General features: G+C 67.9%; 24 protein-coding genes. 17 read left to right on the top strand and 7 right to left on the bottom strand.

From position 1 onward, the window contains the following. Nucleotides 1-107 precede the first annotated feature (107 nt). Nucleotides 108-845: a ComF family protein gene (locus tag ACQY9S_RS13415; RefSeq protein ID WP_428420193.1), complete on the bottom strand. Its 738-nt coding sequence runs from the start codon at nt 843-845 to the stop codon at nt 108-110. A 27-nt stretch (nt 846-872) separates the two neighbouring features. Here ACQY9S_RS13415 and ACQY9S_RS13410 point away from each other — a divergent pair, with 27 nt between their 5' ends. From ACQY9S_RS13410 to ACQY9S_RS13375, 8 genes are all read left to right on the top strand, one after another. Then, nucleotides 873-1805 (top strand): biotin synthase, encoded by a 933-nt coding sequence (locus ACQY9S_RS13410; RefSeq protein ID WP_428420192.1) that lies wholly within the window; start codon nt 873-875, stop codon nt 1803-1805. A gap of 103 nt (nt 1806-1908) precedes the next feature. Next, nucleotides 1909-2478: a DUF2244 domain-containing protein gene (locus ACQY9S_RS13405; protein ID WP_428420191.1), complete on the top strand. Its 570-nt coding sequence runs from the start codon at nt 1909-1911 to the stop codon at nt 2476-2478. An 80-nt stretch (nt 2479-2558) separates the two neighbouring features. After that, nucleotides 2559-3701: a cytochrome c oxidase subunit II gene (gene coxB, locus ACQY9S_RS13400; RefSeq protein WP_428425738.1), complete on the top strand. Its 1143-nt coding sequence runs from the start codon at nt 2559-2561 to the stop codon at nt 3699-3701. A gap of 28 nt (nt 3702-3729) precedes the next feature. Then, entirely contained in the window at nt 3730-5349 is a 1620-nt protein-coding gene (ctaD, locus tag ACQY9S_RS13395; RefSeq protein WP_428420190.1) for a cytochrome c oxidase subunit I, read from the top strand. 20 nt (nt 5350-5369) lie between these two features. Continuing rightward, nucleotides 5370-5486: a cytochrome oxidase small assembly protein gene (locus ACQY9S_RS13390; RefSeq protein WP_428420189.1), complete on the top strand. Its 117-nt coding sequence runs from the start codon at nt 5370-5372 to the stop codon at nt 5484-5486. A gap of 8 nt (nt 5487-5494) precedes the next feature. Further along, the gene (locus tag ACQY9S_RS13385) at nt 5495-6124 is read left to right on the top strand and encodes a cytochrome c oxidase assembly protein (RefSeq protein WP_428420188.1); all 630 of its coding nucleotides are present in this window, start codon (nt 5495-5497) and stop codon (nt 6122-6124) included. After that, the gene (locus ACQY9S_RS13380; protein ID WP_428420187.1) at nt 6121-6375 is read left to right on the top strand and encodes a DUF2970 domain-containing protein; all 255 of its coding nucleotides are present in this window, start codon (nt 6121-6123) and stop codon (nt 6373-6375) included. The genes ACQY9S_RS13385 and ACQY9S_RS13380 overlap by 4 nt, the downstream gene beginning before the upstream one ends. 103 nt (nt 6376-6478) lie before the next feature. Further along, a complete protein-coding gene (locus ACQY9S_RS13375) occupies nt 6479-7360 on the top strand; it encodes a cytochrome c oxidase subunit 3 (RefSeq protein WP_428420186.1) in 882 nt (293 codons plus the stop codon). Nucleotides 7361-7453: 93 nt separating this feature from the next. On the opposite strand, the gene ACQY9S_RS13370 is transcribed toward ACQY9S_RS13375, so the two are convergent. Next, a complete protein-coding gene (locus ACQY9S_RS13370; RefSeq protein WP_428420185.1) occupies nt 7454-7678 on the bottom strand; it encodes a DUF2909 domain-containing protein in 225 nt (74 codons plus the stop codon). Nucleotides 7679-7714: 36 nt separating this feature from the next. Here ACQY9S_RS13370 and ACQY9S_RS13365 point away from each other — a divergent pair, with 36 nt between their 5' ends. From ACQY9S_RS13365 to ACQY9S_RS13345, 5 genes are read left to right on the top strand one after another with little or no spacing between them, the layout of a single operon-like run. Further along, the gene (locus tag ACQY9S_RS13365; protein ID WP_428420184.1) at nt 7715-8449 is read left to right on the top strand and encodes an SURF1 family protein; all 735 of its coding nucleotides are present in this window, start codon (nt 7715-7717) and stop codon (nt 8447-8449) included. Beyond that, complete coding sequence (locus ACQY9S_RS13360; RefSeq protein ID WP_428420183.1) at nt 8394-9113, top strand: SCO family protein; 720 nt, start codon at nt 8394-8396, stop codon at nt 9111-9113. The genes ACQY9S_RS13365 and ACQY9S_RS13360 overlap by 56 nt, the downstream gene beginning before the upstream one ends. A gap of 10 nt (nt 9114-9123) precedes the next feature. After that, entirely contained in the window at nt 9124-10323 is a 1200-nt protein-coding gene (locus ACQY9S_RS13355; protein WP_428420182.1) for a COX15/CtaA family protein, read from the top strand. 20 nt (nt 10324-10343) lie between these two features. After that, nucleotides 10344-11279 (top strand): heme o synthase, encoded by a 936-nt coding sequence (cyoE, locus tag ACQY9S_RS13350; protein ID WP_428420181.1) that lies wholly within the window; start codon nt 10344-10346, stop codon nt 11277-11279. Further along, on the top strand, nt 11276-11866 hold the full coding sequence (locus ACQY9S_RS13345) for an SCO family protein (protein WP_428420180.1): 591 nt from the start codon (nt 11276-11278) through the stop codon (nt 11864-11866). Before cyoE ends, ACQY9S_RS13345 begins: the two co-directional genes overlap by 4 nt. A gap of 167 nt (nt 11867-12033) precedes the next feature. Here the strand turns inward: ACQY9S_RS13345 and rpoH are convergent, their stop codons facing one another. Then, a complete protein-coding gene (rpoH, locus tag ACQY9S_RS13340) occupies nt 12034-12993 on the bottom strand; it encodes an RNA polymerase sigma factor RpoH (RefSeq protein WP_428420179.1) in 960 nt (319 codons plus the stop codon). Nucleotides 12994-13218: 225 nt separating this feature from the next. Here rpoH and ACQY9S_RS13335 point away from each other — a divergent pair, with 225 nt between their 5' ends. The 3 genes from ACQY9S_RS13335 (at nt 13219) to ACQY9S_RS13325 (ending at nt 16724) form a co-directional block, all read left to right on the top strand. Further along, a complete protein-coding gene (locus ACQY9S_RS13335; protein WP_428420178.1) occupies nt 13219-14394 on the top strand; it encodes an acyl-CoA dehydrogenase in 1176 nt (391 codons plus the stop codon). Nucleotides 14395-14652: 258 nt separating this feature from the next. Further along, nucleotides 14653-15342, top strand: a complete 690-nt coding sequence (locus ACQY9S_RS13330) for a response regulator (RefSeq protein ID WP_428420177.1) — start codon at nt 14653-14655, stop codon at nt 15340-15342. Next, the gene (locus tag ACQY9S_RS13325) at nt 15342-16724 is read left to right on the top strand and encodes a sensor histidine kinase N-terminal domain-containing protein (protein ID WP_428420176.1); all 1383 of its coding nucleotides are present in this window, start codon (nt 15342-15344) and stop codon (nt 16722-16724) included. The genes ACQY9S_RS13330 and ACQY9S_RS13325 overlap by 1 nt, the downstream gene beginning before the upstream one ends. 56 nt (nt 16725-16780) lie before the next feature. Here the strand turns inward: ACQY9S_RS13325 and ACQY9S_RS13320 are convergent, their stop codons facing one another. Both ACQY9S_RS13320 and ychF read right to left on the bottom strand, forming a co-directional pair. Continuing rightward, nucleotides 16781-20014 carry a CHASE domain-containing protein gene (locus ACQY9S_RS13320; RefSeq protein WP_428420175.1) on the bottom strand — a complete coding sequence of 1078 codons (3234 nt, stop codon included), beginning with the start codon at nt 20012-20014 and terminating at the stop codon, nt 16781-16783. A gap of 153 nt (nt 20015-20167) precedes the next feature. Further along, nucleotides 20168-21262: a redox-regulated ATPase YchF gene (ychF, locus tag ACQY9S_RS13315; RefSeq protein WP_428420174.1), complete on the bottom strand. Its 1095-nt coding sequence runs from the start codon at nt 21260-21262 to the stop codon at nt 20168-20170. Between the two features lie 134 nt (nt 21263-21396). Between ychF and ACQY9S_RS13310 the strand changes: the two genes are divergently transcribed. Continuing rightward, a complete protein-coding gene (locus ACQY9S_RS13310) occupies nt 21397-21723 on the top strand; it encodes an H-NS family nucleoid-associated regulatory protein (protein WP_428420173.1) in 327 nt (108 codons plus the stop codon). 55 nt (nt 21724-21778) lie between these two features. On the opposite strand, the gene ACQY9S_RS13305 is transcribed toward ACQY9S_RS13310, so the two are convergent. Together ACQY9S_RS13305 and ACQY9S_RS13300 are read right to left on the bottom strand one after the other, a co-directional pair. Continuing rightward, nucleotides 21779-22087, bottom strand: coding sequence for an MTH1187 family thiamine-binding protein (locus ACQY9S_RS13305; RefSeq protein ID WP_428420172.1), 309 nt, complete (start codon nt 22085-22087; stop codon nt 21779-21781). 348 nt (nt 22088-22435) lie between these two features. After that, nucleotides 22436-23548 carry a YbdK family carboxylate-amine ligase gene (locus ACQY9S_RS13300; protein ID WP_428420171.1) on the bottom strand — a complete coding sequence of 371 codons (1113 nt, stop codon included), beginning with the start codon at nt 23546-23548 and terminating at the stop codon, nt 22436-22438. Nucleotide 23549 lies beyond the last annotated feature (1 nt).

The raw sequence follows: 23549 nt of genomic DNA, 5'->3' as shown, positions 1-23549 counted from the left end.
CCCGTCGAACCTCAGCAACCCGCGCACACGAACGGCGGCAACGAGCCGAAGGACGCCGGTTGATTTGACAGGTTTGAACGCGAGTCGGTGGGAGCCTCCCGGCGGGATCAGGGCGGCGTGCGCGCCACCACCCAGACCTGGACCGAGGCGGCGCCGCCGGCCAGCAGCACGCGCGTGATCTCGCCCGCGGTCGCGCCGGTCGTCATCACGTCGTCGACCAGCGCGACGTGGCGATCGCGCAGCACCGGCAAAGCCAGCGGTTCGACCGCGAAGGCACCGCGCATGTTGGCGACGCGCCGATCGCGCGGCAGGGCGGTCTGGCGCGGCGTGTCGGCCAGGCGCAGCAGCCAGCCCGGCTCGACGCGCACGGCGCGCCGGCGCGCCAGCTGCGCCGCGAGCAGCGCTGCCTGGTTGTAGCCGCGTTCGCGCAGCCGCGCCGCGGCCAGCGGCACCGGCAGCAGCACGTCGACCGGCGGCGTCGGGCACGCCTGCAAGGCCTGAGCGAGCCGCTGCGCCAGCGGGGCCGCGAGGTCGAGCGCATCGCGGAACTTGAGGGCGCTCAGCAGGCCGTCCCACGGGTAGCGGTAGTCGCAGGCCGCGACGGCGCCCGACCACGGCGGTGGGGCGCGCAGGCAGGCACCGCACACCGCCACGCCCTGCGGCAGCTGCAGGGCACAGCGCCCGCAGCGCGGCACCACGGGCGCAAAGCGCTCCAGGCAGTCGCGGCACACGCGGGCCGCGGGCCCTCTCGTGCTCGCACGGCAGGCCGCGCAATGGTTGGGCCAGCCGTTCCCCAGGCCGCTGCGGATGCGCGTGAGCCACGGGGTGCGCGCATCGGTGGGCATGGTCGGGTCAATATACTGCCGCGGCCTATGACATCCCCTCCCCAATCCACGAGCTCGTCGCCCGGCCCGCAAGCGGCCGCGGTGCAGGCCCATCTGCGCCGTGCGGCACGGGCCGGTGTGGCGCCGTGGCTGCACGGCGAGATCGCGCGCCGCATGGCGCAGCGCCTGGCGATCGTGAAGACGACGCCCGCCGTGGTGATCGACTGGTGGTCTGCGCAGGGGGGGGGTGCGGCCGCCCTGCGCGCGCAGTACCCACGTGCGCAGGTCGAAGCGGTGGAGCCGAACGAGGGACTGGTCCGGCGCAGTGCGCGCGCCGCGCTGGCGCCGTGGTGGTCGCCACGCCGCTGGACGCGTCCTGCCATGCCGGTGTGGCGTGAAGCGGACGCGCCGCGCGATGGCCGCGCTCAATTGCTGTGGTCGAACATGATGCTGCACTGGTCGGCCGATCCGGCCTTGCAGTTCACGCAATGGCGAGACGCCGTCGCGGTCGACGGCTTCGTGATGTTCTCGTGCTTCGGCCCCGACACGCTGCGCGAGTTGCGCCCGCTCTACCGGCGTCTCGGTTGGGCCGAGCCCGGCCACGCCTTCATCGACATGCACGACCTCGGCGATGCGATGGTGCAGGTGGGCTTCGCCGATCCGGTGATGGACATGGAGCAGCTCACGCTCACGTGGGCTGATGCGGCGGCGGCGCTGGCCGAGCTGCGCACCTTGGGCGGCAACGCCGGGGTGCAGCGCCATGCGGGGCTGCGCACGCCCCGCTGGCGCGCGCGCCTGCTGGCCGAACTCGACACCGCGCTGGCCGGCCCGGACGGGCGTCTGCGCCTGAGCTTCGAGATCATCTACGGCCATGCATTCCGCCCGCCGCCTCGCGTGCGTGTCGCTGCCGAGACCCGTGTTTCGGTGGAGGCCTTGCGCAGTCTGGCGCGTGCCGGCAGCAAGCCGGCATCGAAGTCTTGAGGGTGTGTCGAGCGCTGCGATAAACTGCGCAGCGGTGCGGCAGTGGTGGGGAGGATGGTCTCCGCTGCTTCCGACACGGTAGGTGATCAGGATCGGTAGCAGCATGTCAGCACCTTTCGCACCGGACCGGCCCGCGGCACACCTGAAATTCGGTCAGGTCCATGCGTCGGCCGAAACCCGCGGCGGTGCCGCGGTGACGGTGGAATGGAGCCTCAAGCGAAATTGCTCCTTCTCGCCCGCGCAGTTGCTGGCGGTCTATGCATCGCTGTGCGTGATCTCGTTGGGAATCGCGACATGCTTCTGGTTGAACGGCGCCACCCTGGTGATGCCGTTCGCAGGGGTCGAGCTGTTTCTGGTCGGTGTGGCCTTGCTGGTGTACGCCAGGCATGCCGCCGATCGTGAGCTCATCACCCTGCTGCCGGGGCGGCTTGTCGTGGAGCATCTCAACGGGGGGTGCATCGAGCGCGCCGAGTTCCTGCCGGACTGGGTGCGCGTGGAGCCGCGGGACGATGACCGGTCGTTGATCGAGTTGTCGGGGCAGGGCCAGGTGATCGTGGTCGGGCGCTATGTGCAGCCCGAACTGCGGCGGGCGCTGGCCGAAGAATTTCGCACCGCCCTGCGGCAATCGCCGCCGGGACGGTGGCCGGTGGGTGTCGCGAGCGACATCGCCTGAGACGGTTTTGTTTGGAAGTGAGCACGATGAAGACGATCAACGCCCTTAGCAACGCCGCGAACGCCCTCCGACGGCAGGCCATGGCGACCGGTCTCGGACTGGCCGCCACACTGTTCACGACCGCGGCCCTCGCGGTCAGTGACCTGCCGGGCGGCCCGGCCGTGAACCAGCTGGATCTGCCGCCGCCGGTGACCCGGATCGCCGCCGAGCAGCAATGGCTGCACTACTTCATGCTCGTGATCTGCCTGGTGATCTTCATCGGCGTGTTCGGCGTGATGTTCTATTCGATCTTCAAGCACCGCCGCTCCAAGGGCGCGAAGCCGGCCAACTTCCACGAGTCGACCACGGTCGAGATCATCTGGACCATCGTGCCGTTCTTCATCGTGATCCTGATGGCGCTGCCGGCCACCAAGGTCGTGGTGGCGATGAAGGACACCACCAACGCCGACCTGACCATCAAGGCCACCGGCTACCAGTGGAAGTGGGGCTACGACTACATCAAGGGCGAGGGTGAAGGCATTGCCTTCGTCTCCACGCTCGACCCGGCGCAGCGGCTGATGTCCGACAGCGGCAAGCCCGAGCCGACCGACGACTACCTGCTCAAGGTCGACCATCCGCTGGTGGTCCCGGTCGACAAGAAGGTGCGCATCATCACGACGGCCAACGACGTGATCCACGCCTTCATGGTGCCGGCCTTCGGCATCAAGCAGGACGCGATCCCCGGCTTCGTGCGCGACACCTGGTTCCGGGCCGAGAAGACCGGCGATTACTACGGCCAGTGCGCCGAGCTGTGCGGCAAGGAGCACGCCTACATGCCGATCCACGTGAAGGTGCTGTCGCAGGCCGACTATGCCGTCTGGGTCGATGGCGAGAAGAAGAAGCTGGCCGCGAAAGCCGACGATCCTGCCAAGGTCTGGGAATTGCCCGACCTCGTCGCCCGCGGCGAAAAGGTCTACGCCGGCAACTGCATGGCCTGTCATCAGGCCAACGGCAAGGGCGCCGGCGCGATCAAGCCGCTCGACGGTGCGGCGGTCGTGCTCGACGCCGACAAGACCAAGCAGATTCACGTGGTGCTGAACGGCCAGAACAACGGTGCGATGCCCTCGTGGAAGCAGCTCTCGGACACCGAGATCGCCGCAGTGATCACCTACACCAAGAACCACTGGTCGAATGCGACCGGTCAGATCGTGCAGCCGGCCGACGTGGTCGCCGCCCGCAAGTAATCCCCGGTTTCGGAAAAAGGATAGCCCCATGAGTGCAGTTCTGGACCATCACGGTGACCACGCGCACGACCACGCGCACGACCACCCCCACGGCTGGCGGCGCTGGCTGTTCGCCACCAACCACAAGGACATCGGTACGCTGTACCTGGTGTTCTCGCTCACGATGCTGATGATCGGCGGCGTGCTGGCGCTGGGCATCCGCGCCGAGCTGTTCCAGCCCGGACTGCAACTGGTGAACCCGGAGCTGTTCAACCAGCTCACCACGATGCACGGCCTGATCATGGTGTTCGGCGCCATCATGCCGGCCTTCGTGGGCTTCGCGAACTGGATGATCCCGCTGCAGATCGGCGCGGCCGACATGGCCTTCGCGCGCATGAACAACTTCAGCTTCTGGCTGCTGATCCCGGCCGCGCTGATGCTGGTCGGCTCGTTCTTCATGCCCGGCGGTGCGCCGGCCGCGGGCTGGACGCTCTACGCGCCGCTGACGCTGCAGATGGGCCCGTCGATGGACGCCGGCATCTTCGCGATGCACATCATGGGCGCGAGCTCGATCATGGGCTCGATCAACATCATCGTCACGGTGCTCAACATGCGCGCGCCGGGCATGACGCTGATGAAGATGCCGCTGTTCTGCTGGACCTGGCTGATCACCGCCTACCTGCTGATCGCCGTGATGCCGGTGCTCGCGGGTGCCATCACGATGACGCTGACGGACCGCCATTTCGGCACCAGCTTCTTCAACCCCGCCGGCGGTGGTGACCCGGTGATGTACCAGCACATCTTCTGGTTCTTCGGTCACCCCGAGGTCTACATCATGATCCTGCCGGCCTTCGGGATCGTCAGCGCCATCATCCCGGCCTTCGCGCGCAAGCGCCTGTTCGGCTACACCTCGATGGTGTACGCCACCTCGTCGATCGCGATCCTGTCGTTCATCGTCTGGGCGCACCACATGTTCACCACCGGCATGCCGGTGACGGGCCAGCTGTTCTTCATGTACGCGACGATGCTGATCGCGATCCCGACGGGCGTGAAGGTGTTCAACTGGATCGCCACCATGTGGCGCGGCTCGATGACCTTCGAGACGCCGATGCTGTTCGCCGTCGGCTTCATCTTCGTGTTCACGATGGGCGGCTTCACCGGCCTCATCCTCGCGGTGGCACCGGTGGACATCCAGCTGCAGGACACCTACTACGTCGTGGCCCATTTCCACTACGTGCTGGTGGCCGGTTCGCTGTACGCCATGTTCGCCGGCTACTACTACTGGAGCCCCAAGTGGACCGGCGTGATGTACTCCGAAACACGCGGCAAGATCCACTTCTGGGGTTCGCTGATCGCGTTCAACGTGACCTTCTTCCCGATGCATTTCCTGGGGCTGGCGGGCATGCCGCGTCGCTACGCGGACTACCCGATGCAGTTCGCCGACTTCAACGCCATCGCGACCGTCGGCGCCTTCTGGTTCGGGCTGATGCAGGTCTACTTCCTGGTCTTCGTCGTGATCCCGGCGATGCAGGGCAAGGGCGAGAAGGCGCCGCAAAAGCCGTGGGAGGCCGCCGAGGGCCTGGAGTGGGAAGTGCCGTCGCCGGCGCCTTTCCACACCTTCGAGACGCCGCCCAAGCTGAACGCGGCGGCGACCAAGATCATCGGCTGACGGCGCGACGAAAGCACGCGATGGCGATCTCACCCGAGCTGCGCAAACGCAATCTGCGTCTGGCGCTGATCCTGGCGTCGGTCGCGTCCGCCTTCCTGATCGGTTTCGTCGTCAAGATCGCACTGCTGAGCCACTGAGCGCTGACATGGCGACCCCTGAGCATGAGCCCGCCCGCAGCAGCGGCGACGACCTGGGCGGTGACAACCGGCACATGCTGGTCAAGCTGGCGGTCGTGGCGCTGCTGATGTTCGGCTTCGGCTACGGTCTGGTCCCCATTTACAAGAGCATCTGCGAGAAGCTGGGCATCAATGTGCTGTCCTTGTCGGAGCGCACCGTCGGCGGCACGGGCGGCGTCGGCAATACGCAGGTGGACCGCAGCCGCACCGTCACCGTCGAGTTCGATGCCAACGCCCACGGGCCGTGGGATTTCAAGCCGGCCGTGCGTTCGCTGGAGGTCCATCCGGGCGAACTGACCACGGTGATGTACGAGTTCAGGAACGTGCAGAACCGGACCATGAGCGCGCAGGCGATCCCGAGCTATGCACCCAAGCAGGCCATGTCGCACTTCAACAAGCTTGAGTGCTTCTGCTTCAACGAGTACCAGTTGCAGCCGGGCGAGTCCAAGCAATGGCCGGTCGTGTTCTACATCGACCCGAAGTTGCCAAAGGATGTGAAGACGATCACGCTGAGCTACACCTTCTTCGAGGTCGGCGGCAAGACCCCGATGGCGCCGAGCGGTGGCGTGGCAGCCGTCAAGACGGGAGCGCCGACATGAGCGGCCCGCAAGACGGCGACGGCGGGGCAGGGCTGCGCGATGCGTCGCGGCGCAAGGGATCGTTCACGCGCACCGCCCGTGCGGTGGCCTGGTCGTTCTTCGGCGTGCGCAAGTCGGCCGATTACGAGCGCGACGTGAGCGAGATCAACCCGGTGCATGTCGTGATCGCCGGCATTGTGGGCGTGCTGCTGTTCATCGGGGGTCTGCTGCTGCTGGTGCGTTGGGTCATCGGCAGCGGCGTCGCCGCCTGAGTCGGGCATGAAGGCAGGAACGGTAACGAGCGACACGGTGTGCCGACAGGCGGACCGGTTCGAGGCAAGCAACGTAGACAGGCGAGAGTTCTGAGGAGAAAAAATGTCGGCAGCATCCCACGGGCAGACGCCCTACTACTTCGTGCCGGGGCCCTCGCGGCACCCGATCATGGCCGCGTTCGGCCTGTTCCTGGTGATCCTCGGCGCCGGCCAGTGGGTCAACGGGCATGGCTGGGGCGCCTATTCGCTGCTGTTCGGTCTGCTGTGGTGGGCCTTCGTGCTGCAGCAGTGGTTCCGTCAGGCCATCGGCGAGAGCGAGGGCGGCCAGTACAGCGACCGCGTCGACGTCTCGTTCCGCTGGAGCATGAGCTGGTTTATCTTCTCGGAGGTGATGTTCTTCGGCGCCTTCTTCGGCGCGCTGTACTGGACGCGCCTGCACTCCGTTCCCAGCCTCGGCGATCTCGAGAACGCACTGCTCTGGCCGGACTTCAAGGCCGTGTGGCCGAGCGTTGCCGCCGGTGCCACGGCATCGCCGGCGGGCATCATCGAGCCCTTCACGACGATGGGTCCGTTCTGGCTGCCGACCATCAACACCGCGCTGCTGCTGAGCTCGGGCGTCTGGCTGACCATCGCCCACCACGCGCTGCGCGAGAACCACCGCGGCAAGGCGATCGCCTTCATGTGGCTGACCGTGCTGTTCGGCGCGACCTTCCTGTTCGTGCAAGGCTACGAATACCATCATGCCTATACGGAGCTCAATCTCAAGCTCAGCAGCGGCGTCTATGGCTCGACCTTCTTCATGCTGACCGGCTTCCACGGCTTCCATGTGTTCGTCGGCATGCTGATGCTGCTGTTCATCACGATCCGCCTGATGAAGGGGCACTTCACGCCGGAGCGCCACTTCGGCTTCGAAGGCGCCGCGTGGTACTGGCACTTCGTCGACGTGGTGTGGCTGGGCCTGTACGTGGTCGTGTACTGGATGTGACCGATCGCGAAGTCCCGGCTCGCAGGATCTGCAGCCGGGGCGGTTCGGAAGGATGAAAGCGAAAGAGCGCCTGCGGCGCTCTTTTCATTTGGCTCAGCGCGGTGACAGCGGCAAGCCGGTCGGCTGGATCCAGCCGAGCTTGTAGGCGACGAGGATGAACACGAACAAGGCCACCGACAGCCCGATCCGCCAGGCGAGCGCATGCAGCATGCGATCCGTCTTGGGCGCGCCGTCGCGGCCATCTTTCAGCAGGGCGCGGCCCGCGGCGGCGAGCGCGACGAGGATGCCGACGAAGGCCAGCGTGACGATCCACTTCATCCATGCACTGTATGGCATCCGGCCCGGGAGAGCGGCATGAGTGCCGGCTGGCGCCGCGGGATCGTGCTGCTGGCCACCGTGGTCGGCGTGGCCGCGACGGGCCGTCTGGGCGCATGGCAGCTCTCTCGCGCGGCCCAGAAGGAGGCCTTGCAGGCGAGCCTCGACACGCGCGGCGCCCTGCCGCCGCTGCCGGCGGCCACGCTGGCGCGCGATGCGTCGACGGCGGCGGCGCAGTGGCACCGGCGCATCGTGCTGAGCGGACGCTGGCTGCCGCAGCACAGCGTCTTTCTCGACAACCGGCAGATGAACGGCCGGCCCGGCTTCTTCCTGCTGACGCCGCTCGAGTTCGCCCCCGGCGATGCGGTGCTGGTCCAGCGCGGCTGGGCGCCGCGCGATCTGCGCGACCGCGCCCTGCTGCCGGAGGTGCCGACGCCGGGCGGCGCCGTGCGGTTGGTGGGGCAAGTGGCCCCGCCCCCGTCGCGGCTGTATTCCTTTGCCGAAGGCGAAACCGGCCGGCTCCGGCAAAATATCGACATTGAGGCCTACGCCCGTGAAACGGGTCTCAGGCTGCGGCCGCTGTCCATCGTGCAGACGGAAGGCGACGCACCCGATGACGGCCTGTTGCGGCAATGGCCGCGGCCGGCGGTCGATGTGCACAAGCACTACGGCTACGCCTTCCAGTGGTTCGCCCTGGCCACCTTGCTGACCGGTTTGTATGTCTGGTTCCAACTTCTCCACCCCTGGCTCCGCCGGCAGCGCACGCAGCGCTGACGCCGCCGCCGCGGAGCCCCTGAGCTTCGCGGTGCACAGCCTGCCGACACCGATGCTGCCGAGCGCGCAGGTGCGCCATGGCCGGCTGAAGATGCTGCTGGTGCTGCTGGTGTGCGCCGCACCGGTGATTGCTTCCTACGTCACCTACTACGTGATCCGGCCGCAGGGGCGCACCAACCATGGGCTGCTGATCCAGCCGCAGCGCCCCTTGCCCGCGTCGGCCGACCTGCCGCTGACCGACCTGCAGGGGGCGGATGTCGCGCCCGCCACGCTCGAGGGTCAGTGGCTGCTGGTCGTGGTCGCCGGGGGGGGCTGTGACACCCTGTGCGAGCGCCAGCTCTACCTGCAGCGGCAGTTGCGCGAGTCGCTGGGCAAGAACAAGGACCGGCTCGACCGCGTCTGGCTGATCGACGATGAAGCCGCGCCGCGTGCTGAATTGCTGCCGGCGCTGCAGGGTGCCACCGTGCTGCGCGCGCCAGCCGCGGCCCTCGGCCGGTGGCTGGAGCCTGCCGCCGGGCAGTTCCAGGGGGCGCACTTCTACCTCGTCGATCCGCGCGGCAACTACATGATGAGGTTCCCCGCGCCGAGCGAGCCCGAGCGGATCAAGCGCGATCTCGAGAAGCTCATGCGCGCGGCGTCCGGCTGGGACGAGCCGGGGCGCTGAAGACGGTCACATGGACAGCAGCACGCTCGTCAACCTCGAACCGCTCACGCGCATGGCGCTGATGGGGCTGGTCATCGCGCTCGGGCCGCTGGCCTGGGTGTGGGTGCGCACGCGCACCGAAGGCGGCGCCCACCGACTGCACGTGCTGACGCTGCTGACGCTGTTCCTGACCTTCGATCTGGTGCTGTTCGGCGCATTCACGCGGCTCACCGACTCCGGCCTCGGCTGCCCCGACTGGCCCGGCTGTTACGGCAGCGCCAGCCCGCTGGGCGCGCGCGAGGAGATCCACGCGGCGCAGAGCGCGCAACCGACCGGTCCGGTGACGCACGACAAGGCCTGGGTCGAGATGGTGCACCGTTACCTTGCCACCGCGGTCGGCGTGCTGATCACGGCCTTGGCCCTGCTGAACTGGCAGCAATGGCGACGAGAACGCCATGCGCGAGCCGCAGCGAGGGCCGCGGGCGACGAGGCCGCGCCGCGTGCCTCGCCCTGGTGGGCGAGCGTCACGCTGCTGTGGGTGTGCGTGCAGGGTGCCTTCGGTGCCTTCACCGTGACGCTCAAGCTCTATCCGGCGATCGTGAGCGCGCACCTGCTCGGCGGCCTCGCATTGCTCGCGCTGCTCGCCGTGCAAGCCTGGGGCGTGCCGCGCGCGAGCGGCACGGTGTCGGTGAGCCCCGCGCTGCGGCGGGGGATGCTGGTCGTGTCGCTGCTGGCGGTGGTGCAGATCGCGCTCGGCGCCTGGGTCAGCACCAACTACGCGGTGCTGGCCTGCAGCGATTTCCCGACCTGCCAGGGCCGTTGGTGGCCGGTCATGGACTTCGAGCACGGCTTCTCGATCCTGCGTCCGCTGGGTGCCGGCAAGGATGGTGGCTGGCTGCCGTTCGCCGCCCTGACCGCGATCCACATGGCGCACCGCCTGGGCGCGGTGGCGCTGCTGGCAGCGCTGGCCCTGCTGGCGTGGCATCTCGCCCAGGTGGCGGCGCTGCGGCGCTTCGCGGCGGGCTTCGCCACCGTCGCGTTGTGGCAGCTGGCCAGCGGCATCAGCAATGTGGTGCTCGGCTGGCCGCTGCTCGCGGCCGTTGGTCACACGGGTGGTGCCGCCGCGCTGGTCCTGCTGCTGACGGCACTGGCCCTGCGGACTGCGTCGAGGGCCGGTGTTCCGGCGCCGTCACGCGCCGCTGCGCCGCTCACGGCCAGCAGCGCTTCCTAGCATCCTTGTCCGCCGCCGCCATGTCCGAGACCCTCGTCACTCCCGTCGCCACGCTGCACACCTGGCTGTCGCGCTGGCGCCAGTTCAGCGCACTGACCAAGCCGCGCGTGGTGCAGCTGATCGTGTTCTGCGCCGTCATCGGCATGCTGCTGGCCGTGCCGGGCTGGCCGCCGCTCGCCACCTGGGGCGTGGCCTTGGCGGCCACCGTCGGGATCTGGCTGGTTGCCAGCGCGGCGGCGGCCTTCAACTGCCTCGTCGAGCAGACCATCGATTCGAAGATGAAGCGCACCTCCTGGCGGCCCACCGCCAAGGGCGAACTGAGCAACACGCAGACCCTGAGCTTTGCCGTGCTGCTCTGCGCCGCCGGCATGGCGGTGCTGTGGCTGTGGGTCAACCCGCTGACCATGTGGCTGACCTTCGCGACCTTCGTCGGCTACGCGGTCGTCTATACCGTGCTGCTGAAGCCGGCAACGCCGCAGAACATCGTGATCGGCGGCGCGTCGGGTGCGATGCCACCGGTGCTGGGCTGGGCAGCGATGCGCGGCGAGGTCGGCCCGGAGGCGTTGATGCTGTGCCTGATCATCTTCCTGTGGACGCCGCCGCACTTCTGGGCCTTGGCGCTGTACCGCGCCGAGGACTATGCGCGCGCCGGCCTGCCGATGCTGCCGGTGACGCATGGCAACGACTTCACGCGGCTGCAGATCCTGCTCTACACCTTCGTGCTGTTCGCCGCCACGCTGCTGCCTTTCGTGTACGGCATGAGCGGCTGGATCTACCTGGTCGCGGCTTGCCTGCTCGGGCTCGGCTTCTGCGCCCATGCCTTCAAGCTGTGGCGTGGCTACAGCGAGGCGCTGGCCAAGCGAACTTTCCGCTTTTCGATCTGGCACCTGTCCTTGCTGTTCGCAGCACTGCTGGCCGATCACTACCTGGACCCGCTGCTGTGGGGAATGCCATGATCCGACGCCTTGTCCTTGCTTTCTGTGCGGTGCTTGCGCTACTGGCGGGCTGCGACAAGTCGGCGACGCCGGCGGTGCCCTTCAAGGGCATCGACATCACCGGCGCCGACTACGGGCGCGACTTCGCCATGGGCGACCTCGACGGCCGCCCGCGCAGCCTGGCCGACTTCAAGGGCAAGGCGACGGTCGTCTTCTTTGGGTATACCCAGTGCCCCGATGTCTGCCCGACCACGATGACCGAACTGGCGGCCGTGAAGAAGCAGCTCGGCGCCGATGGCGACAAGCTGCAGGCGGTGTTCATCACCATCGATCCCGAGCGCGACACGCCCGAGATCCTGAAGGCCTACATGGCCAGTTTCGATCCGAGCTTCGTGGCGCTGCGCAGCACGCCGGAGCAGACGCTCGCGCTCGCGAAATCCTTCAAGGCCTTCTTCCGCAAGGTGCCGGGCAAGGAGCCGAACAGCTACACGATGGACCACACGGCTGGCGCCTATGTCTACGATCCCCAGGGTCGGCTGCGGCTGTTCGTGCGCTACGGTCAGCCGGTCGATGCCTGGGTCAGCGACCTGAAGCTGCTGCTGGCCTGAAGACGCGGAGTTGCCAGGTTGCGGACTGGCTGCAGCCATTCCCCGTGGGGTTCCGGCTGGTTTGGGACGGCCCGCGCTCGGCCGAGGGCGGCTGCCCGGCGGCGCGGCGCCATGAAACAAAGCGGCCCGCGGGCCGCTTTGTTTGCAGTACTCGCCGACGCGTCGTGTCAGGCGTACGCGGTCAGTGCCTTGCGCATCTTCTTCATGGCCGCCACCTCGATCTGGCGGATGCGCTCGGCGCTGACGCCGTACTCGGCCGCCAGGTCGTGCAGCGTCATGCCGCCCGAACCGTTGTCATTGACCTTGAGCCAGCGCTCCTCGACGATGCGGCGGCTGCGCGCGTCCAGCACGTCCAGCGCCTGACCGATGCCGTCGCCGGCCAGCGCGTCGCGGCGCTGGGCGTCGAGCACCCGTGTCGGCTCCTGGCTGTCGTCGGCCAGGTAAGCGATCGGCGCGTAGCTTTCCTCGCCGTCGTCGGTCTGCGGCTCCAAGGCCACGTCGCCGCCCGACAGGCGTGTTTCCATCTCGATCACTTCTTCGCGCTTGACCTTGAGCTCGCTGGCGACGATGTCGATCTCGGCGTCGGTCAGGGTGCTGCGGTGCAGGTCGTTGTCGGCGGCGTCGCCCTTGAAGCCCTGCTTCATCGAGCGCAGGTTGAAGAACAGCTTGCGCTGCGCCTTCGTCGTCGCCAGCTTGACCATGCGCCAGTTCCGCAGGACATATTCATGGATCTCGGCCTTGATCCAGTGCAGCGCGTAGCTGACCAGCCGCACGCCCTGGTTCGGGTCGAAGCGCTTGACCGCCTTCATCAGGCCGACATTGCCTTCCTGGATCAGGTCGCCGTGCGGCAACCCGTAGCCCAGGTACTGGCGCGAAACCGACACGACCAGCCGCAGGTGCGACAGCACCAGCCGGCCGGCGGCCTCGAGATCGTGTTCATCGCGCAGTCGCTGGCCCAGCGACTGTTCTTCTTCCTGCGTCAGCATCGGCAGGCGGTTGACGGCCGAGATGTAGGCGCTCAGATCGCCCAGCGAGGGGACGAGCGCCCACGGATCCCGCACGGCCAGCGCCTGGGCGCCGACCGACGAATTCAAGGGCAATGCGGTGTTCATGGCATCGACAGACATCAAGAACCTCCTTTCGTTCCGTCGATATTAGCACTCTGCAAAAAGGAGTGCTAACGACGCTTCCCAACCAGCCGGAGATCGATGAACTCCCTCCTGTATCCCTTCGATGGATGGGTTTAACGATAGTGAACCCACGCTAACAATATAGGGATCGTGTCGGAAATGCGGGCAGCCTGCCAAACAGGGAGGCGCTGGCTAGACTCTGCTCATCATCAGGAGAGCTCCATGGCTGCTGCCTTTCATTGGGAAGACCCGCTGCTGCTGGAAGGGCAGCTCATGCTCGATGAACGCCAGGTGCGCGACGCCGCCCGGGCCTACTGCCAGGACCGCCTGGCGCCGCGGGTGCTCGAGGCCTTCCGTCATGAGAAGACGGACCCGGCCATCTTCCGCGAGATGGGCGAACTCGGCCTGCTCGGCGCGACCCTCCCCGAAGCCTACGGCGGCGCCGGCCTCAACTACGTCTGCTACGGCCTGGTGGCGCGCGAAGTCGAGCGGGTCGATTCCGGCTACCGCTCCATGATGAGCGTGCAGAGTTCGCTGGTGATGGTGCCGATCTTTGAGTTCGGCACCGAGGCCCAGAAGCAGAAATACCTGCCCAAGCTCGCCCGCGGCGAATGGATCGGCTGCTTCGGCCTCACCGAGCCCAACCACGGGTCGGACCCCGGCAGCATGGCCGCACGCGCCCGCACGGTGACGGGTGGCTATGTCCTCAGTGGTGCCAAGATGTGGATCACCAACAGCCCCATCGCCGATGTCTTCGTCGTCTGGGCCAAGGACGACGAAGGCGCGATCCGCGGCTTCATTCTCGACAAGGGCATGAAGGGCCTGGACGCCCCGGCGGTGCATGGCAAGGTCGGCCTGAGGGCCTCCATCACCGGCGAGATCGTCATGGACGAGGTGTTCTGCCCCGAGGAGAACGCCTTCCCCGCGGTGCGCGGCCTCAAGGGCCCGTTCACCTGTCTCAACAACGCCCGCTACGGCATCGCCTGGGGCGCGCTGGGGGCCGCGGAAGATTGTTTCCACCGTGCCCGCCAGTACGTGCTCGACCGCCCGCAGTTCGGCCGCCCGCTGGCGGCCAACCAGCTGATCCAGAAGAAGCTGGCGGACATGCAGACCGAGATTGCACTGGGCCTGCAGGGTTGCCTGCGGCTCGGGCGCATGAAGGACGAAGGCACGGCAGCGGTGGAGATCACCTCGATCATGAAGCGCAACTCCTGCGGCAAGTCGCTGGAGATCGCACGCCTGGCGCGTGACATGATGGGCGGCAACGGCATCAGCGACGAATTCGGCGTGGCCCGCCACCTGGTCAACCTCGAAGTCGTGAACACCTACGAGGGCACGCACGACGTGCATGCGCTCATCCTCGGCCGCGCCATCACCGGCATCCAGGCGTTCTGCTGAACCGGGGTGCGCCGCCACGCCGGCCGGCGGGTCGGCCTTGACGGCGAGGCGGCGACTAGTGCAGCGGCCGGAGTCGGCGCGAGACGGTGTCTCCCTTCAAGCTGGCGTCAGCCCGGCGTCAGTGCCCAGTCGTGCGCAGCAGGGACGATGTCCAACGGTGTGGAAGCGGGCCTGCGCGCTACAGTGCGCAGCATGGTCATCGCTCCCACCGCGAACATGGTTCAGCGTTCCAAGGCGCCTGCGCAAGATCCCTCCGCAATGCACATCCTGCTGGCTGAAGACGACCCGGCGCTGGCCGAGTCGACCGCGCGTGCGCTGCGCTCGCAAGGCTGGGTGGTCGACCACACCCCCCGCGGCGAGCCGGTGCCCGCCTCGGTCAAGACCGACCCCTATGACCTGTTGATCCTCGACATCGGCCTGCTCGGCATCGACGGCTTCGAGACCTTGCGGCGCGTGCGCGAGCAGGGCTCGACACTGCCGGTGCTGATCCTGACCGCGCGCGACGCGATCGAGGACCGCGTCCACGGCCTGGAGATGGGTGCAGACGACTACCTCGTCAAGCCTTTCGCGCTGGCCGAACTGATCGCCCGCGTGCGCGTGCTGACGCGTCGCCACCAGGCACGCCAGGGCAGCGTGCTCTCGATGGGCGGCCTGCGCATGGACCTGGAGGCGCGCCGTGCCTGGATCGGGGAGCAGCCGCTGGATCTGTCGGCGCGCGAATGGGCGGTGCTCGAGTACCTGCTCGGTCGTGTCGGTCACGTGGTCGGCAAGGAGCAGATCCTGCAGGCGATCAGTGGCTGGGACGACGCACTCTCGGAGAACGCGGTCGAGGTCTATGTGTCGCGCCTGCGGCCGAAGATCGAGCCGGCCGGTCTGCGCATCCGCGCAGTGCGCGGTTTCGGCTATCTGGTCGAAGAGGTCGCTGGCGCGCCGTCCGCCCCGCCGTGATGCTGGGCAGCCTCAAGGCCACCCTGATGCTGTGGGTGGTGCTGGTGACCGTGGTGATCGCACCCGTGCGCCTGTTCTTCGACCTGCGGGGGCAGCTCCAGCGCACCAGCGAAGCGTATGACGTCGGGCTCAGTGACTGGGCGCTCGCGCTCGGCAATCTCGTGCACATTGTCGACGGACGCGTGCAGTTCGACCTGAACGAGCAGACCGAGCAGTCGCTGCGCACGAGCAGCACCGACACCACCTACTACATCGTGCTCGGCCCGGGCGGGGAGCGACTGGCTGGCGACGCGCCGCTGGGGGCGCCCTCGATCCTCCTGGCGCGCGGGGAGCGCCGCATGTTCAACACCCATGTCGGCAAGAGCCCCGTGCGCATGGCGGTGCATGCCGTCGAATGCGGCGCCCGGCTGTGCCAGGTGCGCGTTGCCGAAACCCTGGGCAAGCGCGACAAGGCGCGCAGCGAGTCCCTGGCGCTGACTTTGACGCTGGCATTGGTGTTCGCGCTGGTGTTCGCGCTCGCGATCTGGCTGGTGGTGCGGCATGCGATGCAGCCCCTGGAGTCTGTCAACGAGCAACTCGCCCAGCGCTCGCTCGACGATCTGCGACCCCTGCGCCGCGGGCGCATGCCCAGCGAGGTACAGCCCCTGCTCAACGCGGTCGATCAACTGCTGCAGCGGGTGGCCGCCGACGCGAGCCGGCAGCGCCACTTCATCGCGGATGCGGCACACCAGCTGCGCACCCCACTGACCTCGCTGCGCACGGAGGCCGAACTCGCCCTGCTCGAGGCGCACCCGCCTGCGGTGCACGCGACGCTGGAGCGCGTTCACCGTTCGACGCAGCGTGTGGCCCGCGCGGCGGACCAGCTACTGGCGCTGGCACGCAGCGAAGCGAGCAGCACCGAGCCGGGCGAGCCGGTCGACCTGAAGGCGGTGGCCCAGGATGCGGCGCAGGACTGGGTGCCGCGCGCCCTCGAGCGGGGCGCCGACCTCGGCTTCCAGCTCGATGCCGCGCCGGTGCGCGGGCGGCGCCACCTGCTCGGCGAACTGCTCGCCAACCTGATCCACAACGCGCTGGAGTACGCGACCGGTGATGCGCAGCGACCGGCGCGCATCACCGTACGCACCGGGTTGCGGGCGCAGGGCGGTGCCGAGCCCAGGCCGATGATCGAGGTCGAGGACAACGGCCCCGGTATCGCGCCCGAGGAGCGCTCGCGGGTGTTCGAGCGCTTCTACCGGGCGCCCGGCTCGGTGGGCGCCGGCAGCGGCCTGGGCCTGGCGATCGTGCGCGACATCGCCCGCTCGCACGGCGCGACGGTCGAGTTGCTGGACGGCGAGGACGGCTGCGGCCTGCGCGTGCGCGTCGTCTTCTTGCCCGCGAGCTGAGCGGCGATCCTGGCCGCACTGCCGGCCGATGCGGGGCCGCTATCCCTGGGCGCGTGCTACCCGAAGCGCGTGATCAACTGCGACAGCTGCTCGTCGAGCACCGCCAGCACCTCGTCGATCGCGACCGGCTTGGTGAGGTAGCGGATCGCGCCCGCCTGCAGCGCCGCCGAGATCTGCGCCGGCAAGGCATCGGCCGAGACCGCGACCACCGGGATGTCGACGGTCCGCTCGTCGGCCTTCAGGTGTTGCAGCAGCGCCATGCCGTCGATGTCGGGCAGGTGCATGTCGAGCAGGATCAGGTCGGGCGTGGCGGTGCGCACGGCCGCCAGTCCGTCCAGCCCGGTGGTCGCGATCGCGAGCCGCACCTGCGGACGCAGGCCGAAGATGCCGCGCATCACCTCGACATTGGTTTCGTTGTCCTCGATGTAGAGGACGTGACGGCGGTTGTAGGCAGCGTCCGCGGCTTCGTCAGCGTCATCTGTTGCCACCAGCAGCGGTGTTTGCACGTCCAGCGGCAGGCGCAGCGTGAAGGTCGAGCCGACACCCGGCTCGCTGCGCACCTGCAGCGAGCCGCCCTGGCGCTCGGCCAGCAGCTTGGCGATCACGAGGCCGATGCCGGTGCCCTCGGTCGTGCCACGCTCGCGCCCGAGCCGGTTGAAGGGCTGAAACAGCTGCGCCAGCTGCTGGGGCTCGATGCCCAGGCCGGTATCGCAGACGTCGAGTTCGAGCTGAGGCGTGCCGTCGGCGCCCTGGATCCGCCGTGTCGAAACGCGAACCTCGCCAGCGTCGCGGTTGTACTTGACGGCGTTGCTGAGCAGGTTGGTGAGGATCTGCTTGAGGCGCGTCGCATCGCCGATGACCTGCAAGGGGGCATGCTCGGCCATCGTGCGCACCAGCGTGAGTCCGCGCCCGCGAGCCTGCGGCTCCACCAGCGCCATCGACGCGGCGATCAGCGGCTCCAGTGCCAGCGACTCCACCTGCAGGCTCAGCGTGCCGGACTCGATGCGCGACAGATCCAGCACGTCGTTGATCATCTCCAGCAGATGCCATCCGGCCTGCTGTATCTGCGTCACCCACATGCGGTGCCGCTCGTGCAGCGGCGCGCCGCGGTCGAGGTCGAGCAGCTGCGCGAAGCCGAGCATGGCGTTCAGCGGCGTGCGCAGCTCGTGGCTCATGCGCGACAGGAACTCGCTCTTGGCGCGGTTGGCGGTTTCCGCCGATTCGCGTGCGTGCTCGGCCTCTTCGAGGCGCAGGTGTTCGCTGATGTCTTCGAGCAGGCCCACCAGGCGGTGCGGCTGGCCGTGCTCGTCGCGCAACAGGCTGACGGTTGCACTGACCCACAGGACCTGCCCGTCCTTGGGCACGCAGCGTTTGCGTCGGCGGTAGAGCGGCAGCTTGCCGTTCACCAGATCCTGTTGTGCCGCCACGTCGCCGGCGCGGTCCTCCGGGTGGGTCAGGCTGGCGATCGACAGGCTCAGCAGCTCCTCCTCGCTGTAGCCGGTCATCGCGCAATAGGCTGCGTTGGGCTGCTTGATGCGGCCCTGGAGATCGGTGTAGACCACGCCGATCGGTACCGAGTTGAAGATGCTGCGGAAACGCTGCTCGCTCTCGCGCAGCGCCTGCTCTGTGAGCAGCCGCTCGGTGATCTCGTGTTCGAGCTGCTCGGTGCGTTCGGCCACGGCGGTCTCGGTCTGGCGCGTGCGGCCGGTGACGAGCAGCAGCAGCGCGCCCATCATGCCGGTACCGAGCAGGCCGGTCAGCGAAAACAGCCAGGCACTCGCGCTCTCCCCGGTCAGCGGGCCGGCGGCCGCGTTGGTCGGTACGCCGTTGGGCGCGCGCACCCGCAACTCCCAGGCGCGGCCTGCGAACGGCATCGCGGCATGATGAGTCCATCGCTCTCCTGCCTGGCTGAGCGCGCAGTCGGCGGGTCCGGCGAGGAGCCTGCTTTCGGGCGGCGCTCCAGCGTCGAGCAGGCAGACCTGCAGGTAGCGAGGCGCGCCGGCCGCGAGGCGCGCCAGGGCGTCTTCCATGCGCAGCGTCAGAAACACCAGCCCTTGCAGGGCGCGCGGCGAACTGTCGCTGCGATACACGGCGCGGTAGAGCACGACGCCGGTCTGCCGTGCGGTCTCCTGAGTCAGTCGGAAACCGGGCGTCGCGGTCGCGCCGTCGTCCTGGCGCGCACGCGCGATGGCCTCGCGCGCTGCGCGGATCGACAGCACGTTCACACCGAGCGCCTTGTCGTTGCCTTCGCGCGGCTCGACGTAGCGCATCACGATCAGTTCGGGATCTCCGGCACTGAGGCTGGCGTCCCGCTCGAACACATGGTAGTTCGGCTCCCCCCGGGCACGCACGGCCGACTCGAAGGCCGCCAAGTCCTCGCGGGCCACGCGCTCGTGCCACCCGATCGCCTGAACACTCGGCAGTTTGCGCAGCCAGCCGGCGCTGGCACGCGCGAATTCACGACCGTCGACCTCCTCGGAGGCGATGTAGATGCTGTGCATCGCGTCCAGCGCGTCGAGGTGGGCATTGAGCCGCAGCTCGACGGTACGGCTCACGCTGAGTGCGTCGCGCTCGAAGCGGGCCTCGTCGCGCTGCTTGTCCCAGTGGGCGACCTGCGAGATGGCCAATGCCAGCAGCAGCGTCGCGATCACGAGGGGCAAAGCCACGGTGGTGCGCCGCGGCCGCCAGGCTGCCTGGGGGCGCCCGATCAGGGACAGCACCACGGGTGTCGCGATCATTGCGCCGAGTGCGTCGCCACCCCACCATGTCCACCAGGTGTCGATCAACAGCGACGTCGGCAGCAGACCCGCGAGCCACAGGGCGAGGACGCTGACACTCGCGCTCACGGTGCACGCAGCCAGCGCGCCCAAGCCGAACAGCCGCACGATCGAAGCCGGCCCGTCGAGCGTCAGCGGTCCTTTGGCAGTGCGGCGAACCAGCCACGCGCCGAGCGCCGCTTGCAGGGTCGCCCCACTGGCGATGGCCAGGCCCGTCAGAACGCTGCGAACCGCATGCTGCTGGTCGCCGCTGAAGTAGACGACGGTCTGGACGCTCAGGCTGCCGATCGCCACGGTCGGCAAGGCACGCCAACCATAAACCAGCGTTGCAGCCAGCGCGATGCCGGCCGAAGGGAACAAGGGCGAGGCGTAGCCCGGCGGGATCGCCAGTTGCAACGATGCTGCACCGACGAGCACGTAGGCCAGTGCAACCAAGGCCAGCGTTGCCAGCGATGCAGCAACGGGTGCAGGGGCGGCGAGCGCCGGGCTGGTGGTGATGGGCGTGTCGGCCATGTGGGCGGAGGCGGGCGGCTGAGAGCCTACCACCGGCGATCACCGCGGCGGTGCCCGCATGACGCTAGGCATCTCCCTGTGCCGTGGCCGCTGTCACGCCGGCACGTGGCACAGGCCGGGCCGTCATGATCGCTGCACTCTCGTGCCGCCGGCTCAGACGTTGAACAGGAAGTTCAGCACATCCCCATCCCGGACCACGTAGTCCTTGCCCTCGGCGCGCATCTTGCCGTGGTCCTTCGCGCCCTGCTCGCCCTTGAAGGCGATGAAGTCGTCGAAGGCGATGGTCTGCGCGCGGATGAAGCCGCGCTCGAAGTCGGTGTGAATCACGCCAGCGGCCTGCGGTGCCGTGTCACCGATGTGGATGGTCCAGGCCCGAACCTCCTTCACGCCGGCCGTGAAATAGGTCTGCAGGCCCAGCAACTTGAACGCTGCGCGGATCAGCCGGTTCAGGCCGGGTTCGTCCTGCCCCATCTCCCGCAGGAACATCAGCCGGTCTTCGTCCGACATGTCGGCCAGCTCGGCCTCCGTTTTCGCACAGATGGCGACCACCGGCGCCCTCTGGCCCTCGGCGTAGGCCCGCAGCTTGTCCAGGTAAGGGTTGTTCTCGAAGCCGCCCTCGTCGACGTTGCCGACGAACATCGCCGGTTTCGCGGTGATCAGGCACAGCGGCTTCAGGATCGTTTGCTCTTCCTTGCTGAAGTCGATACCGCGCACCGGCTTGGCCTGGTCCAGCGCCGCCTGGCATTTCTGCAGCACATGGACCAGCTTCGCAGCCTCTTTGTCATTGCCCGACTTCGCGGCCTTGAGGGAGCGCTGCAGCGTCTTCTCGACCGTGGCGAGGTCGGCCAGGCACAGCTCGGTCTGGATGACCTCGATATCGGAAATCGGATCCACCTTGCCGGCCACGTGGACCACGTTGTCGTCATCGAAGCAGCGCACCACATTGACCAGTGCATCGGTCTCGCGGATGTGCGCGAGGAATTGATTGCCCAGGCCTTCACCCTTGGACGCGCCGGCCACCAGCCCGGCGATGTCGACGAATTCGACGATCGCCGGCACGATGCGTTCCGGCCTGACGATGACCGACAGCGCCTGCAAGCGCGAATCCGGCAATTCGACGATGCCGACATTCGGCTCGATGGTGCAGAAGGGATAATTCTCGGCGGCAATACCGGCTTTGGTCAGCGCATTGAAAAGAGTGGACTTGCCGACATTGGGCAGTCCCACAATGCCGCATTTGAGGCTCATGGCAGGCAGAACTTTCGATGTGAGTGTGGCGGCGGAGGCTGCAGTGCCCCGAGTGCCGGGGGTTGCTTGCTGCGATTTTACCGGCGTGGCCTTATGCTCTCATCCTGTTCATTACAAACTCAAAGGACATCGGTATGGCGAAGTCACTCGCTCGGATTCAGAAAGAAATAGCGGCCCTTCAGCGTCAGGCAGAAGCGCTCAAGAAGCAGGAAGCGAAAGACGTGATTGAGCGCATCCGCGAGGCGATCACTTTCTACGGGCTGACGGCGGCGGACCTGGGTCTGAGCGCAGCCACCCGCCAAACGCGGGTCGCAGCAGGCGCAAAGAAGAAGGCCAAGACCGCCGGCAAGGTGAAGTTCCGCGACGACGCGGGCCACAGCTGGTCGGGTCACGGCCGGCGCCCGCAATGGTTCCTGGACGCGATCGCCAGCGGCAAGACGCCGCAAGACCTGGCCGCGTGAGCCCGAGCCGAAGGCCCGCGCGACGGCCGCGGGCCGGGGCGCGGCCGTCGTGCCCTCAGGTCGACAGTGTGCGACCGAGCTTTTGCTGGACCGACTCGAGCTTGGACTGCAGGCGCCCGCCCGGGCCGGCGCGGTAGTCGATCTTGATCTGCGTGCCCACGCGGTCGCAATCGGCGCTCATCGCTTCGAAGCAGGCCGTGACGACCGCCATCACCTCGTTCCACTCGCCTTCCAGGATCGTGCCCATCGGCGTGAGCTGGTAGGGCACGCCGCTCTTGTCGATGATGTCGAGCGAGCGGGCGACGAAGGGGCTGACGCTTTCGCCCTTGGCGAATGGGGCCATCGAGAATTCGAGCAGAACCATGGGAGTCTCCTTTTTCGGCAGGGGCGCAGGGCCCATGCCGGTGGCGCAGGCGGGGCAGGGCTGATAACGCTCGAATGCCGTTCGCATCCGATGTCGCAGGCCTGTTGCGCAAGCTCTGTGCCCGAGGTCGCCACGCAGGCCTGCACTGTCTGCGCCAGCGTGCAGGCAGATGAAGAAGCGGGGCTCGTGGTGTGCGGGCCGGTTGGCTGGAACACCACGAGCCCTGCCCTCGGCCGGCCGCGATGCGACGCTTGTCACAGCGGTGTCGGCGACACGTGTCTCCCCGGCCGGTGGGCAGACCTGTCGTCGAGCCGACTCGGCGAGGCGTCGTCGATCTCGTGCAGTAGCTCAGTCCACCCAGCGCCGCGCCGCCGATTCCACCACGGCCGGCAGCGGCAGCAAGGTCGCCCGCTGCGCACGCAGCCAGCGCGCATCGTTGCCGTCGAACAGGGAGTCGCGCAGCAATTGCGTCGCGTCGAGGGCCTCGAGGTCGAGCGCGTGCTCATCGAGGCGCGTCAGCGTGCGCAGGATGTCGTCACGCAGCCGTGAACGCTGCTTGGTCTTGGGGTCGACGATCTCGCCATCGAGACCGAAGCGGCAGGCCTGGAAGCGGTTGAAGGTGTAGACCAGGTAGTCGTCCTCGCTCGGCTCGAACGGCTTCTCTTCGCGCAGCTGGCGGCAGATGCACTGCAGGTAGCAGGCCAACGCCGCGGCCTTGTCGACGGTGAGCGGCGTGTCGCACACGCGCAGCTCGATGGTGCCGAACTCGGGCTTGGGCCGGATGTCCCAGTAGAAGTCCTTCATCGACTGCACGACGCCGGTGGCGGTCATCTTGTCGAAATAGCCGCCGAACTCGTCCCAGCTGCGCACGAAGGGCGCACGACCCGATAGCGGGAAGGCGAATACCGAGTTGAGCCGTGCCGAGTCGAAACCGGTGTCCTGCCCTTGCACATAGGGCGACGACGCGCTCAGCGCGATGAAATGGGGGACGTAACGGCTCAAGGCGTGCAGCAGCCACAGCGCCTGGTCGCCGTCCGGGCAGCCGACGTGCACATGCTGGCCGAACACGGTGAACTGCTTGGCGAGGTAACCGTACAGCTCGCTGATGTAGCGAAAGCGCTCGGCCGGGAAGATCTGCTGCTCGCTCCAGTGCTGGTAGGCGTGAGTGCCGCCGCCGGCGATGGCGATGTTGAGCTTGCGTGCCGCACGGGCGAGCTGATCGCGCATGTCGCGCAACTCGTCGCGCAACGGGCCGTGGCGGCGCTGCACCGAGCTGCCGATCTCGATCATGCTGCGCGTGATCTCGGGCTTGATGTCCCAGGCGCCGCCGTGCTTCGCGGTTTCGCGCAGCAGGTCTTCGGCCTGCGGGGCGAGATCGAAGTCGTGGGTGCTGAGCAGCTGCAGTTCGAGCTCGACCCCGAGCGTCAGCGCTTCGGAGGGGGTGAAGTCTTGCAAGGGCATG

Origin of the sequence: Methylibium sp. (genome assembly GCF_965279545.1) — a bacterium.
Lineage (GTDB): Bacteria > Pseudomonadota > Gammaproteobacteria > Burkholderiales > Burkholderiaceae_C > Methylibium.
Note: the sequence above shows the minus strand (reverse complement) of the source record. Positions and strands in the feature narration are given on the sequence as shown.